Annotated in this window: 16 protein-coding genes; 10 read left to right on the top strand and 6 right to left on the bottom strand. The window is 45.3% G+C overall.

Features of this window, described 5'->3' with window-relative positions; genetic code table 11:
• Positions 1 to 321 precede the first annotated feature (321 nt).
• The 4 genes from QT998_RS07345 (at position 322) to QT998_RS07330 (ending at position 4,907) form a co-directional block, all read left to right on the top strand.
• The gene (locus QT998_RS07345) at positions 322 to 1,770 is read left to right on the top strand and encodes a YcjF family protein (protein ID WP_333116068.1); all 1,449 of its coding nucleotides are present in this window, start codon (positions 322 to 324) and stop codon (positions 1,768 to 1,770) included.
• A 129-nt stretch (positions 1,771 to 1,899) separates the two neighbouring features.
• Positions 1,900 to 2,508 (top strand): Uma2 family endonuclease, encoded by a 609-nt coding sequence (locus QT998_RS07340; protein WP_333116065.1) that lies wholly within the window; start codon positions 1,900 to 1,902, stop codon positions 2,506 to 2,508.
• A gap of 198 nt (positions 2,509 to 2,706) precedes the next feature.
• On the top strand, positions 2,707 to 4,251 hold the full coding sequence (locus QT998_RS07335; RefSeq protein ID WP_333116062.1) for a DUF697 domain-containing protein: 1,545 nt from the start codon (positions 2,707 to 2,709) through the stop codon (positions 4,249 to 4,251).
• Positions 4,248 to 4,907 (top strand): type I restriction endonuclease subunit R, encoded by a 660-nt coding sequence (locus tag QT998_RS07330; protein WP_194066340.1) that lies wholly within the window; start codon positions 4,248 to 4,250, stop codon positions 4,905 to 4,907. Before QT998_RS07335 ends, QT998_RS07330 begins: the two co-directional genes overlap by 4 nt.
• A 158-nt stretch (positions 4,908 to 5,065) precedes the next feature.
• Here the strand turns inward: QT998_RS07330 and QT998_RS07325 are convergent, their stop codons facing one another.
• Both QT998_RS07325 and QT998_RS07320 read right to left on the bottom strand, forming a co-directional pair.
• Positions 5,066 to 5,755: a hypothetical protein gene (locus QT998_RS07325; RefSeq protein WP_194066339.1), complete on the bottom strand. Its 690-nt coding sequence runs from the start codon at positions 5,753 to 5,755 to the stop codon at positions 5,066 to 5,068.
• Between the two features lie 136 nt (positions 5,756 to 5,891).
• Positions 5,892 to 6,734, bottom strand: a complete 843-nt coding sequence (locus QT998_RS07320; RefSeq protein WP_333116060.1) for a TlyA family RNA methyltransferase — start codon at positions 6,732 to 6,734, stop codon at positions 5,892 to 5,894.
• 319 nt (positions 6,735 to 7,053) lie between these two features.
• Between QT998_RS07320 and QT998_RS07315 the strand changes: the two genes are divergently transcribed.
• Entirely contained in the window at positions 7,054 to 7,242 is a 189-nt protein-coding gene (locus QT998_RS07315; protein WP_228049782.1) for a hypothetical protein, read from the top strand.
• A 108-nt stretch (positions 7,243 to 7,350) separates the two neighbouring features.
• Here the strand turns inward: QT998_RS07315 and apcB are convergent, their stop codons facing one another.
• On the bottom strand, positions 7,351 to 7,860 hold the full coding sequence (gene apcB / locus QT998_RS07310; protein WP_194008596.1) for an allophycocyanin subunit beta: 510 nt from the start codon (positions 7,858 to 7,860) through the stop codon (positions 7,351 to 7,353).
• 359 nt (positions 7,861 to 8,219) lie between these two features.
• Between apcB and glnA the strand changes: the two genes are divergently transcribed.
• On the top strand, positions 8,220 to 9,641 hold the full coding sequence (glnA, locus tag QT998_RS07305) for a type I glutamate--ammonia ligase (RefSeq protein WP_194066336.1): 1,422 nt from the start codon (positions 8,220 to 8,222) through the stop codon (positions 9,639 to 9,641).
• 282 nt (positions 9,642 to 9,923) lie between these two features.
• On the opposite strand, the gene QT998_RS07300 is transcribed toward glnA, so the two are convergent.
• The gene (locus tag QT998_RS07300; protein ID WP_333116055.1) at positions 9,924 to 10,364 is read right to left on the bottom strand and encodes a hypothetical protein; all 441 of its coding nucleotides are present in this window, start codon (positions 10,362 to 10,364) and stop codon (positions 9,924 to 9,926) included.
• A 76-nt stretch (positions 10,365 to 10,440) separates the two neighbouring features.
• On the opposite strand from QT998_RS07300, the gene QT998_RS07295 reads away from it, so the two are divergent.
• The 4 genes from QT998_RS07295 to QT998_RS07280 all read left to right on the top strand — a co-directional run bounded on the left by QT998_RS07295 (position 10,441) and on the right by QT998_RS07280 (position 12,801).
• Positions 10,441 to 10,767, top strand: coding sequence for a hypothetical protein (locus QT998_RS07295; protein WP_194066335.1), 327 nt, complete (start codon positions 10,441 to 10,443; stop codon positions 10,765 to 10,767).
• 2 nt (positions 10,768 to 10,769) lie between these two features.
• On the top strand, positions 10,770 to 10,994 hold the full coding sequence (locus QT998_RS07290) for a hypothetical protein (protein ID WP_194008599.1): 225 nt from the start codon (positions 10,770 to 10,772) through the stop codon (positions 10,992 to 10,994).
• 36 nt (positions 10,995 to 11,030) lie between these two features.
• Positions 11,031 to 12,026 (top strand): ferritin-like domain-containing protein, encoded by a 996-nt coding sequence (locus QT998_RS07285; protein WP_333092223.1) that lies wholly within the window; start codon positions 11,031 to 11,033, stop codon positions 12,024 to 12,026.
• A gap of 271 nt (positions 12,027 to 12,297) precedes the next feature.
• Positions 12,298 to 12,801, top strand: coding sequence for a YbjN domain-containing protein (locus tag QT998_RS07280; RefSeq protein WP_194008600.1), 504 nt, complete (start codon positions 12,298 to 12,300; stop codon positions 12,799 to 12,801).
• An 88-nt stretch (positions 12,802 to 12,889) separates the two neighbouring features.
• Here the strand turns inward: QT998_RS07280 and QT998_RS07275 are convergent, their stop codons facing one another.
• On the bottom strand, positions 12,890 to 13,369 hold the full coding sequence (locus QT998_RS07275) for a hypothetical protein (protein WP_333092616.1): 480 nt from the start codon (positions 13,367 to 13,369) through the stop codon (positions 12,890 to 12,892).
• 160 nt (positions 13,370 to 13,529) lie between these two features.
• Positions 13,530 to 13,982, bottom strand: a complete 453-nt coding sequence (locus QT998_RS07270) for an AAA family ATPase (RefSeq protein WP_333092615.1) — start codon at positions 13,980 to 13,982, stop codon at positions 13,530 to 13,532.
• Positions 13,983 to 14,127: the final 145 nt, after the last annotated feature.

The following is a 14,127-nucleotide window of genomic DNA, read 5'->3' as shown; positions in this document are numbered from 1 at the left end:
AGCAAGGGGGGGGACAAGAATACTGTTGCATTATTTTTTGAAATTGGTATTAGTTAAAAAACCCGGTTTCTGGCCCCATGTTTTTCACTTTCCCATCAGAAAACCATCGGTGTGTATCTGTGTCGATAGACTTGACAACTGCGATCGATCCTGTGATTTATGCTGAAAGTAGATTTGGCACTTGTCCAAAAACTTGAGGGTGTAATCCGCACGGGTAGCCCGCCTGCCAGTTTCGATGTCCCAGAGGTACGATGGAATATAGGGACAAAGACCAAGCCCGTTAAGGTTAAGCTTGGCAATAATACCCACAGGAAGGTAACAATGACACTTAACTTGCGGCGACCGATTTTGATAGGCGGAATAGGACTTTCAGCGGCGCTGTGGCTGCTGGAAACTTTACAGCATTCGGGTTCAGAAATGGGCGAAACGGCACTCATCGGCTTGGCGGCCGCTGGTGCGGGTTATTGGTGGTGGAAGCAACAATCCCCCAAACTCGAACTCGCACTCGCGGAACCCCTGGTCAACCGCGAAGCAGCCGAAAAAGCGATCGCCACGGCATCCGCCGCGATTAATTTGCTAGCTCAGGAAGCTCAAAACTCGGCAAATCCGGCTAATCTAACAGCAAAGCTCGATCGGCTCAAAGCGGAATTAGACAGACAAGACTTGCGGATTACCGTAAGCGGCGGCAAAGCTGTCGGCAAAACTGCCTTAATTCAAGTTTTAAATTCTAATTGGGCATCCCAACAACCGTCAAAACAGATTTTCTCAGAAACAGCACCGCTGTTTACCAATACCACAAATGTCGATGCTAAAATCAGCGGTGATTTAGTGTTGTTTGTGACAGCGGGCGACATTACGGATTCTGAATTTAAAACATTATCTCAGCTAATTTCAGCAGGTCAGCGCGTGCTGCTAGTCTGGAACAAACTAGACCAATATTTGCCAACGCAGCAGTCGCAAGTTTTGCAGCAGTTGCACCAAAGAATGCAAGGAATATTGGGAACAGAAGATATAATTGCGATCGCAGCTTCCCCAAATTCTATTAAAGTGCGGCAGCACCAAGCAGACGGCACTGTTAAAGAACGGATCGAAAATCAAGTCTCTCAACTCGAACCGCTGACAGCAAGATTGACTCAAATCGTAACCGAAGAACGGCAACAGTTGGTCTGGGCGAGTGCGGTGCGCGAAGCTGCAACTATTAAATTAGAAGCAAAAACTTTGTTAAATGCAGTCAGGCGCGATCGGGCAATTCCCATCATCGAACAATATCAGTACATCGCCGCCGCCGCCGTTTTTGCTAACCCAGTTCCCGCCTTAGACTTGCTAGCAACAACCGCCATCAGCACCCAACTCGTCATCGACCTCGGCGCTATCTACCAGCAAAAGTTTTCTTTAGACCAAGCTAAAACAGTAGCGGGAACCTTAGCAACCCAAATGTTCAAACTCGGATTAGTAGAACTGTCTACCCAAACTATTACTGGACTGCTGAAAAGCAATGCCGTCACCTATGCAGCAGGAGGCGCGGTGCAGGGAATTAGTGCAGCCTACTTTACCAGAATAGCCGGACTGAGTTTGATTGAATATTTCTCAACTCAAGAATTGGAAAATGCTAAAGGCATCTTCAATCTTACGGAACTGACGAAAACTTTGCAAGCAGTATTTATGCAAAATCAGCAAGTTTCCTTCTTGCAAGGTTTCATCAACCAAATCGCAAGTCGTCTCGCGCCTCAAATGTCTCAGTCCGAGGCAGTAAATTCAGCCGTCAATTAAGTTGAAATAAAGCAACAGGCAATATGCCTGTTCCACAAGAATTTTTTTTTATTGTGGAACGGGCATCTTTCCCGTTACGGAACCAGCTAATATTTTCCTTTTTTGTTATTCCTAAATAAGGTTGGCACGATGATACAAACTCAACCCAAAATACTAACCTTTGAACAATTTATAGAAGACAAACCCGATAACAAATCCTACGAACTTCACGATGGGGTAATGGTTGAAATGCAGCCCACAGGAGAACACGAAGATATCACAGCATACCTTGTTCAAGAATTTACGCTGCTCTACACCCAACTGCAACTCCCATACCGCATTCCCTCGAAAGCGCTAGTTAAGCCACCAGCTAAAGATACAGGATATATCCCTGATGTTTTGCTATTAAACCGTCAGGCTTTAGCCTCCGAACCCTTATGGTTGAAGTCAGCAACAATCACCCAAGGAACATCTATCCCGCTGCTTGTTGAAGTCGTCAGTACCAACTGGCGCGACGATTATCTCAAAAAGTTGGCAGATTACGAAATGATGGGAATCCTCGAATATTGGATTGCGGATTATGCTGCATTCGGCGGAATACGTCATATTGGCGACCCCAAACAACCCACCCTCTCGGTTTGCCAGCTTGTGGACGGAGAGTATAGGATTACACAATTCAGAGGGAGCGATCGCATTATTTCACCTACATTTCCTAATATGGAGCTCAACGTCGATACAATTTTCAGAGGCGGAGCCTAGTGTTAGGGAAAAGAACAAGCTCTCCGGCCTGTGCCACATTTTTTTTTGTTATTGTGGAACGGGCCGGAGAACCCGTTCAATATTTTTTGAAAAACTCCCCAATAAAAAACTAGATTTTTATCAAAAATTGTATTAAAATAAGAAATAGAATGTTATATTTCGACGCTCAATTACATTGCTTAAAAAAGCCGATCGCCAATGGCTGACAATTCCATCCAAGAAAATCGCTTGTCCCTAGCCCGTGCCAGTTTGCGCGAAGCCCTCGCGCGGTATTCTCACTTGCGCCAAGGCAAAAAAAACTCGAACAACACAGAATTAGAAGCGGCGCTGCAAGCTCAGTTAGATATCTTAAGTTACACCTCAGAAAAGCTCGATCGCAATGTGATTCGCATTGCCACTTTCGGCATGGTCAGCCGCGGCAAATCAGCGGTATTAAACGCGCTTCTGGGTCAAAAAATCTTGCAAACAGGCCCTCTCAACGGCGTTACTCAGTGGCCGCGTTCCGTGCGCTGGAGCGTGCCTTTGCCCCTCCTTGACAGTGTAGAACCCCCCCAACTCCCCCTTGGTAAGGGGGGGCTTATGGAACCGCCCCTTGGTCAGGGCGTGCCTGTGGAACCACCCCTCAGTAAGGGGGGACAAGGGGGGATTCAAGTAGAGTTAATTGATACTCCCGGAATTGATGAAGTTGGCGGCGAAGTGCGCGGCGATATGGCAAAACAAGTCACTCGCCAAGCTGACTTAATTCTGTTTGTCGTGGCTGGCGATATCACCCGCACTGAATATCAAGCTTTGTGCGAATTGCAAACAGCTCAAAAACCGCTGATTTTAGTTTTTAATAAAATTGACCTGTATCCAGAATTAGACAGAAAAGCTATTTACCAAAGTTTGCAATCACTGGGAAATTCTGAAGGCTTAGCAGCAGATTCGGTAGCAGATGCCACAGATACGGAAATTTCGGGCGATCGACCAAACAACACTTCCGATCAATCTACACCAAAATCCGCTCCTAAAATTGCTAAATCTTTAGAAATAGTCATGGTAGCCGCCGAACCCGCACCGGTGCAAGTGCGCGTCGAATGGTCAGATGGAAGTGTCACCCACGAATGGGAGTCGCCTCCCCCCCAGATAGACCAACTCAAGCACAAAATTTTGACAATTCTTAACAGAGAAGGGCGATCGCTCCTCGCTCTCAATGCTTTAGTAGAAGCTAGAGATGCCGAAGCAAACATTGCTCGTCAAGTTCTCAAATTGCGGCAAACAGAAGCCGACGATTTAATCTGGCAATTTGCCAAATACAAAGCTTTGGCTGTGGGGATAAATCCCATTGCTTTCCTAGATGTCATGGGAGCAACTGTCGCAGATTTAGCCTTAATTCGCTCCTTATCCAGACTTTACGGTTTACCCATGACTGGTTACGAAGCGGGGAAACTTTGGCAGACTATTTTCTCCAGCGCAGGCGGCGTACTTTTGGGAGAATTAGGTAGCAGTTTCCTCTTGGGATTTGGCAAAAGTGCCGCTGCTGCTGCTCCACAAATTGGCTTTTCTACTTTTGCCGGAGTCGCTGTCACTCAAGCTAGTTTAGCAGCTTACGGAACCTACGCTGTCGGTCGGGCGGCTCAAGTTTATTTAGAAAAAGGCTGCACTTGGGGCCCTCTGGGACAAGATACGGTAATTCAAGAAATTCTCGCCACTATCGAGCGCAATACAATTATCGATCGCCTCCAGCAAGAATTTAAAATATGACACAAACAACAGCCATTACTGAAATCATCCAAACTTTAGCAGATGTTGAATCTCGATTCAATATTACACGAACAGAAGCCGAGGGATTTTTCCCAGAATGGTATACAGATTTGCCCGAAATTACAGAAGCGGATCGAGCCGGTCTTAATTCGCTCCGGCGCAGATATCTCTATCATTTAAATGATGGAAGTCTGACAGAAGGAACCGTCACGCTAATCATGGGTTCACCTCTCTTGGAACGAGCGGGTTTTTACGATTCACCTTTTAAAATGACTGGTGAAAAATCTGTACAAATTGTTTTAGATGAGGAAGATGAAGAAATAGAAACTATCCAAGGAAGGATTGATGTTTTAGTGATGCAAAATCAGTTTTGGGTGACACTTTTAGAGTCGAAGCGCACCACCATCTCAGTAAGGTCTGCACTTCCCCAAACACTAGCATACATGACAGCCAATCCCCGGAAGGATAGACCGAGTTTTGCTGCGATGACAAATGGCAGTGAAATTGTATTCGTCAAGCTAGACTTTCAGAATCCACCTCAATATGACTTATCAAGAATATTTTCACCGCTTCCTCTAACCAACGAACTTTATACGGTTCTTCAAGTCTTGAGAAAAATTGGTCAACTGATATTAATTCCGGTGGCACCGGAATGATATAAACGGAGGACACGGCAGTGCCGTTTCCCTACCCGGATTAATTGTAGGGACACGGCATTGCCGTGTCCTGATTGTGGGTAATATTAATTCCGATGCTACCTGATTTGATATGATTCCCAATTCTTCAATTCTTTAATCTAAAATCTAAAATCGTATTACCTTCCGGCGATTCTCACACCTTCCCTAAAATGGGCGATCGTGGCAATTACCGCTATTGAAAAGTAAAACAGTCTGATCAGCCAAAAACAAATCCGCATTGACCAGGTAACAATGGTAGGAGCCACACCTGTTAACTGCACAAATCTGGAATTAACTTTTTTTTCAAAGCTGTCTAAGTCTTTCATCTCCGATTGTTTGGTCGGAATTACTGGAAACTGACCAGTATATACGTAATAACCGAGAAAACCTTGCAATCCTACTTTTCTCTGCAAAAAAGAGTTAGTTAATGTTGCTGTTTCTGCAGGCAATAAGTTATCCGATTCTCCGACTTTTTCTAACCAAGAATTATATCTAATTACTGGCGTAATCATGAAAACTAAGGGAACTACAACTATTAATAATGCTGCACTAATTTTGCGTCCGTATTGAGGAATCAAAAGTTTTGTAGCTACCCCAAATCCCATGCCGATAAAAGCAAATATTAAAATATTTAACAGTTCAATAATTTCGATGCCTCTCAACAAATCACCGATAATCAGAATTGTATATAATAATTTGTCCGCTAGCAGCAGGGCTGCGAATTTGATCAGAATTGAAACGCCTACAATAGTAGCTGCAATCGCTAAATACCCGATGCCCCCTAGAATGTACAGAAAAATTGAACCGGCTTGTTTTAATGGCTGCATGAAATTATTCACTCTTGTGAAAGTTTAGGAGTCTGATTGACAAAACAATTTCAAATTTTAGATAAGTTTTGCTCTCCAAATTTGACTTTTAAAATTGATTAGCTCGATGGGTTGAAGTCAATCTCAAATCTAAAATCTAAAATCGATTGACAAGTTCCCGCGCTGCCGCTTTTGCTATTTGTGCGATGCTTTCCTTGACAACACTTTCTTCGATCGCCCCCGGCTCTGGTTCCTCTTGGCGATCGATCCCCAACCATAAAAGATACTCGATATTACCGGCCGGGCCAAGTAAAGGCGACCACGTTAAACCCCGTTGCTGCCATCCTAAAGCTGTCGCTGCTTTCCACACTTGAAAAATCGCATCGGCTTGAGTTGCTGAGTCTCGCACTACGCCTTTTTTCCCGACACGATCGCGCCCAACTTCAAACTGCGGCTTTACCAACAATACCGCTTCTCGCGGCGGTGCCAACAATTCCCACAGCGCCGGTAAAACCTTATCTAGGGAAATAAACGACACATCGACTACCGCCAAATCGGCTCGCGGTGACTCCCCATAAAGCTCAGCAGCAGTCATGTAGCGCAAATTGGTGCGTTCTTTCAAAATTACCCTCGGATCGTTACGCAAGCCCCAGTCAGCTTGACCGTAGCCAACATCTATGCCGTAGACGAGGGCTGCACCGGCTTGCAGCAGACAGTCGGTAAAGCCGCCTGTGGAAATGCCACCGTCAAGACAAATTCTGCCCGCTACGGGAATCGCAAACACTTCTAAAGCTTTGGCTAGTTTGTCGCCGCCTCTGGAAACGTAGCGCGATCGCTCTTTAATCTTAATTTTTGCTGCAATGTCAACCTCAGTGCCCGGTTTGTCAACTACCTGTTGGTCGATCGAGACTTTCCCCGTCCGAATCAATGCCTGAGCTTGCTGTCGGGAAGCGCACAAATTTAGGTCTACTAATAAAGTGTCTATTCGTTGTTTAGCCAAGGTTTTTAATCTGTACGCCACGGTTGTTGACAGTAACCAGATTACCACTTACGCAAAAACCCGACTGCGGATTTTTGGCGATTATTTTGCTTTTCCAGCAGAAGTACCGCCACGAGCCCGCTGTCATTTTTTCCGTGCTTGAGATAGCTGCGGGGTGAGACCCCTTATCTTGCATGATGTGACACAGAGCGCTTTTTGTGGATAGTTCGATCACAAATAAACATTCTTAGAATCACACAAAAACTTGGGCTAGTAGCGGATTATGTAAATACAGGGGAATGCGCCACACACACAATCAGGGCGATCGAGCATGAAAACAATGAACTTTCCTATCAAAAATCCGACTATTTGTCAAGAAAATCCCTTAGCCTTCGTCAGCGGTAACATCATCCACATTCTTTATCCCAACGGCGAAGTAGAAGTAACAACAACCGAGCAAATCGATCGCCGCCAAACCAAAAATCCCCTCGACAAATGCCTCGTCTGGGGATGTGTTGGCGATTTTTAACCAATAAAAAAGATCGCTTAGAGGCTGTGATGCCAAAAAAGCGATCGAGATAGTGCTACCTGCAAGCTACAGATGCAATTTTCTGTTACAAGAAAGAGCTTGCTTGACTTAAATATCTTGTTCGCTCAATTCGCGAATCATGTAATCAAAAGGTTGCTCCAGAAAAGGCCCCACAGACAAGCCTGCAGCTTCCACCTCAGCCTTAACCATCTCCTTCATAATGCCAATCCCCATCACCGTAGGGCCAATGGGCACGCTTAGAGAATTGTAAGTTTCCCGCAAACCTTGCAGCACGCGCTCGTCGAGCACATCCGTACTTCCCGCAACCAGGGCGTAAGTAGCATAGCGCAAGTAATAGTCCATGTCCCGCAGACAAGCCGCGTAACGGCGAGTCGTGTAGGCATTTCCACCGGGACGGATCAGTTCCGGCTGTTCGGCAAATAGCTGGATACCAGCTTGCTTGACAATTGACGCAGCATTGCTGTTGATTGCCGCTGCAGCCTGTACCCGTGCTGTGCCGGTTGCAAAATAAGATTTCAACCGATCGATACCATCCCGGTCTAAATACCTGCCAGCAACATCATAATTTTCAATCAGACTCGTCACTGCATCGCGCATTAGTTTGTCTCCCAAAAATCTTTATCAATACTTTGCTATCTGAGATAGACCGCCTATTGTAGACTACTACAAATCGGCCTTTGATTAAGATTTGAGATAGGATTTGCACGATCGGCAGTCAATCCCCGACCAATAGCCGCAAAATTCTGCCGTTCGTTTTGTATAAACAGCCGAAACACAGACCAAATAAGAATCACAAACTACCCAACCGCGATCGGCTCAATTTTGAATTATTGTATCTTTTGCTACAAAAAATTGATAGCTGAAGGCCTACGATCGCCCAAACAGTCTGAAATCTGCCGTTAGCGAAGCTTGCAGAAGAGAATCGCCCGCAACCACACCAATATCAGGAGTAAGTGATGTTCCAGACACCCCAAGAAGCCCTAAACTACATAAAAGAAAATAAAATCCAGATCGTTGACCTAAAATTCATCGATATGCCGGGGATCTGGCAACACCTTTCCCTGTACCACGACCAAATCGACGAAACCGCCTTCACAGACGGCATACCCTTCGACGGTTCCAGCATTCGGGGCTGGAAAGCCATCAACGAATCAGACATGACGATGGTCATCGATCCGACCACCGCTTGGATCGACCCGTTCATGGCAGAACCCACCATCAGCTTCATTTGCAGCATCAAAGAGCCCCGCACCGGCGAACCGTACAATCGCTGTCCCCGCACCATAGCTCAAAAAGCCATAGACTACTTACTGACAACCGGTCTCGGCGATACAGCATTCTTCGGCCCGGAAGCAGAATTTTTTATTTTTGACGACGTTCGCTTCGACCAAACCCAAAATTCCGGCTACTATTACGTAGATTCGATCGAAGGTCGCTGGAATTCTGGCAAAGAAGAACCAGGCGGCAACCTCGGCTACAAACCGCGTTACAAAGAAGGTTATTTCCCAGTAGCACCAACCGATACCTCTCAAGACATGAGAACGGAAATGCTGCTGACAATGGCAAAATGCGGCGTACCCATCGAAAAACACCACCACGAAGTCGCCACCGGCGGGCAATGCGAACTCGGTTTCCGCTTTGCCACATTAGTACAAGCCGCCGACTACTTGATGACATACAAATACGTCATCAAAAACGTCGGCAAAAAATACGGCAAAACCATCACCTTCATGCCCAAACCGCTGTTTAACGACAACGGTTCCGGGATGCACGTTCACCAGTCGATTTGGAAAGACGGCAAACCTCTATTTGCAGGCGATCAATATGCAGGTTTCAGTCAAATGGGACTGCATTACATCGGTGGCATTCTCAAGCACGCCCCGGCACTTTTGGCACTCACCAACCCGACGACTAATTCCTACAAGCGTTTAGTTCCAGGCTTTGAAGCGCCTGTAAACCTAGCTTACTCTCAAGGAAATCGATCGGCATCAGTACGGATTCCGTTATCGGGAACCAACCCTAAAGCCAAGCGGTTAGAATTCCGCTGTCCCGATGCCACATCCAACCCCTATTTAGCATTTGCAGCCATGCTGTGCGCCGGCATAGACGGCATCAAAAATCAAATCGATCCAGGTGAACCTTTGGACGTGGATATCTACGACCTTTCGCCGGAAGAATTGAACAAGATTCCTTCGACTCCCGGTTCCTTGGAAGGTGCTTTAGAAGCTTTGGAAAAAGACCATAGTTTCTTAACTGAAACCGGCGTATTTACCGAAGAATTCATCCAAACCTGGATTTCCTACAAACTCGACAACGAAGTCAACCCGATGCGCTTGCGTCCTCACCCCTACGAGTTTGCTCTCTACTACGACTGTTAGATAAGTTAAAAATCACACCTCAAAAAAATTAAAATTATCATTTTTTGAGGTGTGATATCATGTGCAATCGAACGATCGCGATCGGATGAGTTTGTGGTGAGGAATTTAGTCTTGACAATCGAAGGACTACAGTCCTCACTACAAACCACTTTTATTTTGGGCGATCGACCGAACATGATACGATTCTAAAAAAGGTCGCCGTTGCAGGCGATTTTTTTTTATATTAAATCAATCCGAACTCCAATTCCCAATTCGCAATTACCCATTCCCAATTCCCAAATTTTAGAACATCTGTATTAGCCCCCAAACTTTGCCGTTACCGGAAACCATCAGGGCTACGCTGTGAGTGGTAGGCCCCATAGTAGCGTCCGAGACATCCTCTACAGCCCATTTATTTGCTTTCTCATCGACAATAAACAAATCGTCAGCGGTAGTGCCTTCTTGAACCCGATATATCTTATTCAAAATGAAACGCTGTCGCGCCTCAGCTTTTGGTATCCCCGTAACTTCATCAGGATCGACAGAGAGGGCACTGCCTTCTTTTAATGTACCTTTCGAGTTACTTAAATTGCGATCGCTCTTTTCTGATATTTGTAGACTGTGAAGCTGGACGCAAGGCTTTGTCTCAGAGATATTTGAGACAGCAGCTAGCGCCCCACTTTTTTCTAAACCGAGAACCGCTGCAAAAGCTGTAAAAATTAACAAAATCTTAAAATTATTCACAGTAATTATCCTTGTTTGTGTGTTAAATGCTGCTGTCAGTATAAAGTAGCAATTAGCGATTAGCAATTACCAAACGATGTCTGATATTTTTGTGATGGTTCGCAATCAAAATAACGTCGCCATGACTTCAGTTGATGGCATTGCCTTCATTACTTTACTGAATCAGGACGGACGGGTACTGGCCGAGGAAACGGTTGCTTTGATGGAGGCAGATGCGGGATTTGATGACTTGGCACCAGGACAATATACTGTAATAGTTAGGCACGAACAGGTTGAACCACAATCTGCAAAATGGGATGTCACGATTGGCAAAAAAGATCGAGTCATCATACTGATATTTGTTTATCTAGAACCGGAACGGGTACTCCTTCGCATTCTAGCTACTGTTGAAGATAGACTATAACCATGACAGCTAATGTTATTCCATCACAATCAATTAAAATGTTTCGCTATCGAGTGCATTTCTTGGCAAAAGACCTTTGGAAGGAAAAAAACCCAGTTGGTCGAATGAATTTGGCTTTGCAGTTGGCGGATGCGGCGAGTACGCTGGCCAGATTGGAAGTGGAGGAAGCACAAAAATTTCAACAAGAGTCGGCTTCGGTTCTGGTTTCAGACTCAACTGAGACTTGATATCAATTTTGGGAATAGGGCATTGGGAATTGGGGATTGACAACCAACTTCTGCATTGCTTTATTGAATGAGCAAGCCGAAAAATTGCGTTACACTTATATAGGTATCTTTACAAAACAACATAAAATCATGACTGTTGCCTATCCCCGCAAGCTCCGCAACGCAATGGGAGCACGCGAAATTTTAGCTCAAGTGGTGCGCGATCGCGAAATTCACCTGATCACCCTCAACCGCTATCGGTTTAGCGAACAGCGCAGTTGCAAAGACCTCACCGACTTGATCGAGCAGCTAGACGGCGAACCGGCCGAACTTGTGCGCGATCTTTCCCGGCACATCTCCGACGAAGCGCGGCACGCCATGTGGCTGACAGATTTGCTGGTAGACTTGGGCCAGAATGTGGGCAAGCCGCCGGGAGTATCCTACATTGACGAGTTTGAAAGGTTGTTCGACAGCGAGAAACAAGACCCTACCAAAGACCGCGAAGATTTTGTAATTTCTTCCCTAGCGGCGATTAATGTCACCGAGAAGCGGGGATGCGAGTATTTCTCAGCCCACATCCACGCCCTGAAAAAGGCTCCTGAAACCGACGAAAACATCAAAATTCGCGAAACCATCGAAAAGATTTTTCCCGAAGAAGCAGGCCACGTCCGCTGGGGGAATCGCTGGTTGGGCGCAATTGCTGCTAAAAGCCCGGAACACCGCCAGAAGGTGGAACAGGCCAAACGCAAGTATGTGGCGATCGAACAAGCAGCATTTGAATCGGGAATGGATATTATGCTGGGGGCAGAACTCCGCCGCGTCACCCGCTTGGTAGACATTGCCAACACGATGCCGATGTGGGAACGCCCGCAATATTTGATGGAGCGCTTGCCCGCAACTCTGTTGGCCCCCGACTTGCAAATGACTAGAGTCGATGTGGCTCAGCGCGCCTGGAACCGCGACCCGCAGGCATTTGTGGAGAAATTTGTGCCGATGTTCCTCAACGGGATGAAAAACATTGAGAAGAAGCCGGCGGCTAAACCCAAGGCTTAAACATCTAGGGAGGCAAAGCAAGAGTGATATGGGTTCCCAGGCAGAGCCTGGGAACCAGTAATAGACTCGTTCTACTCGTTACCAGGAAAAGCTTGGTGACGCAACATGGGAGGCTCTGACTCCGATGTTTTGTCTGGGAGAAGCCTTTTGGGGAGCGGTTTTTGTCAATAAACCGGGTTGATGAGGGTTTTTGTAAGTGAGTCGTATTTTTGTAAGTCCTAAATAGGAAGTAAACTGATTGTTGGAATAGTTTTTCTTATAAATATTAATCATGACTAACAGCGAACCGAACATACAAACAGCTTCCGCAGAAAGCCAATCTAGTGAAAGCGCGATCGCCGATGCCCAGGTTGAAAAAGCCACAGCAGTAACCTATGCAGAAGAAATTGAGACTGTGATTGCCAGCATGGCTGTAGACCAAAAAGTCATGGTGGGAAAAAATGAAGCTGGCGGGCATCTTTGGAAATTCAAGTACGGCAGCGTCGAAGTATTCGTACAACTCAGCGGCGAAACCGAAGATGATACTTTGACTGTTTGGGCTTTTGTACTGCAGTTGCCGGCAAAGAATGAAGCTCAATTAATGCGGAAAATTCTAGAAATGAATTGGCTGTCTACCTTGGAATCTCATTTTGCGATTGTGGACAATCAAGTTGCAGTAATCTCGACTCGGACGATCGCCGAAATCTCTGCCGGGGAAATTTCTAGAATTATTACTATTGTCGCCACCATCGCCGATGACAACGACGACTTGCTACAAGCAGAATTCGGTCAATAGGGCGCACGACTTTTAAGCCATCGATACTCCGCTAAATTATTGGCAGTTGCGTACCTCACATTTAAGTGGGTGCGTGACTTTTAGCTATTTATTTAAACAAAAATGGTTTGACAAACTTCGCCATACGATCTAGTTCTGGCTTGTTGTGTTTGAGAAGATTATGTCCCCATAACTCATTTGTATTGTCAGAACAATCCTTTGCAAGAGCTTCTCCAATCTCCTCAAAAGTCTTTTTGATGTCTGTCCTTAGATTCTCGGGTTCTGATAGCACTCCCAACACGAATACTCTTGCTTTTAGATCGTCTGGAATATGACTTTCTACATAACTCAACCGATTTTTACTATCGTCGAAATCAATGAGCAAAACCATCATTCTTTCTGGGAATTGTCGCATTTCAGACGCATACTTATTAGTTAATTCCTCCACAGCTTTTTTCCAACCACCAGCAAGTGGCAGGACTTTAACAGCACGGTTATCGTTTAGCTCAAGAAGAAATCCGTTGGCAATCTGGCGATTATGATCATCTTCGGCCAACACATGAATGTGCGGTAGATAATTATTACTCATAGCTCTATGTCGCCAGCAATCAAGCGATTTATCAGGTCGCCTTTAACAGACATTTCACTCAGCGGTCTGACTAAAGTTGGCTCTAAGTGGCTGTTTCGATATAATAAAAAGGTATTTTCATCTGAAAACTTTCGGATTGCTTCAGGATTATGCGATGTCACTAAGATTTGTCCGCTATTCTTAAATGAGCGTCGCAGTGATGTGACAAAATGTCCAACCTCCGATAAGGATAGATAGTTGTCAGGTTCATCCCAGAAGCAAAAAAGAGGGCCATAGGATTTGTTAGCAGCCAACACAAGTTAAATTTTTCTGGCAAATCAAACGCCAGGATATATTTGTATAATTTATCTTCAAGTAATACTTCTATTTCAAAGCGGATCGGGACATCAGACCTCCCACGAGCGAAATCTTTCGGGCTAATCAGCTTCAGTTTTTCAAGTTCGCGCATTCTATTGATGCCTCGACTAATCTTCTGAAGGACTTCTAATGCAGAAGCAATAGTTGATTTACCTGCACCGTTTTTTCCAATCAAAAGAGCCGATGGCATTCCCTGTATCTTCAGTTCAAAGTTTTCTAGGCATCTGAAGTTGTTTATATATAGTCTTTGGATCATAACAAAACTACTCCAAGGAGCGGTAACTAAAAAAACTTTTTGAACCTTTTAAACTGCTTAATTAAATAATAGGTATTGCCATAAAATTCCCAAAAATTCGGGTGTTTTTCTGATCTTGAGACAGATTAGTTGCCGAAATATTAAT

It is taken from the genome of Microcoleus sp. S1D4, from assembly GCF_036700765.1.
Taxonomy (GTDB): domain Bacteria; phylum Cyanobacteriota; class Cyanobacteriia; order Cyanobacteriales; family Microcoleaceae; genus Microcoleus.
The sequence above is the reverse complement of the archived record's forward strand: the minus strand, read 5'-3'. Positions and strand labels throughout refer to the sequence as shown.

What these genes read in the sequence shown, in the direction of transcription:
- QT998_RS07345 (WP_333116068.1), top strand. Translation starts at nt 322, where the DNA reads ATGACACTTAACTTGCGGCGACCGATTTTGATAGGCGGAATAGGACTT.
- QT998_RS07340 (WP_333116065.1), top strand. Translation starts at nt 1,900, where the DNA reads ATGATACAAACTCAACCCAAAATACTAACCTTTGAACAATTTATAGAA.
- QT998_RS07335 (WP_333116062.1), top strand. Translation starts at nt 2,707, where the DNA reads ATGGCTGACAATTCCATCCAAGAAAATCGCTTGTCCCTAGCCCGTGCC.
- QT998_RS07330 (WP_194066340.1), top strand. Translation starts at nt 4,248, where the DNA reads ATGACACAAACAACAGCCATTACTGAAATCATCCAAACTTTAGCAGAT.
- QT998_RS07325 (WP_194066339.1), bottom strand. Translation starts at nt 5,755, where the DNA reads ATGCAGCCATTAAAACAAGCCGGTTCAATTTTTCTGTACATTCTAGGG.
- QT998_RS07315 (WP_228049782.1), top strand. Translation starts at nt 7,054, where the DNA reads ATGAACTTTCCTATCAAAAATCCGACTATTTGTCAAGAAAATCCCTTA.
- apcB (WP_194008596.1), bottom strand. Translation starts at nt 7,860, where the DNA reads ATGCGCGATGCAGTGACGAGTCTGATTGAAAATTATGATGTTGCTGGC.
- glnA (WP_194066336.1), top strand. Translation starts at nt 8,220, where the DNA reads ATGTTCCAGACACCCCAAGAAGCCCTAAACTACATAAAAGAAAATAAA.
- QT998_RS07295 (WP_194066335.1), top strand. Translation starts at nt 10,441, where the DNA reads ATGTCTGATATTTTTGTGATGGTTCGCAATCAAAATAACGTCGCCATG.
- QT998_RS07290 (WP_194008599.1), top strand. Translation starts at nt 10,770, where the DNA reads ATGACAGCTAATGTTATTCCATCACAATCAATTAAAATGTTTCGCTAT.
- QT998_RS07280 (WP_194008600.1), top strand. Translation starts at nt 12,298, where the DNA reads ATGACTAACAGCGAACCGAACATACAAACAGCTTCCGCAGAAAGCCAA.
- QT998_RS07275 (WP_333092616.1), bottom strand. Translation starts at nt 13,369, where the DNA reads ATGAGTAATAATTATCTACCGCACATTCATGTGTTGGCCGAAGATGAT.
- QT998_RS07270 (WP_333092615.1), bottom strand. Translation starts at nt 13,982, where the DNA reads ATGATCCAAAGACTATATATAAACAACTTCAGATGCCTAGAAAACTTT.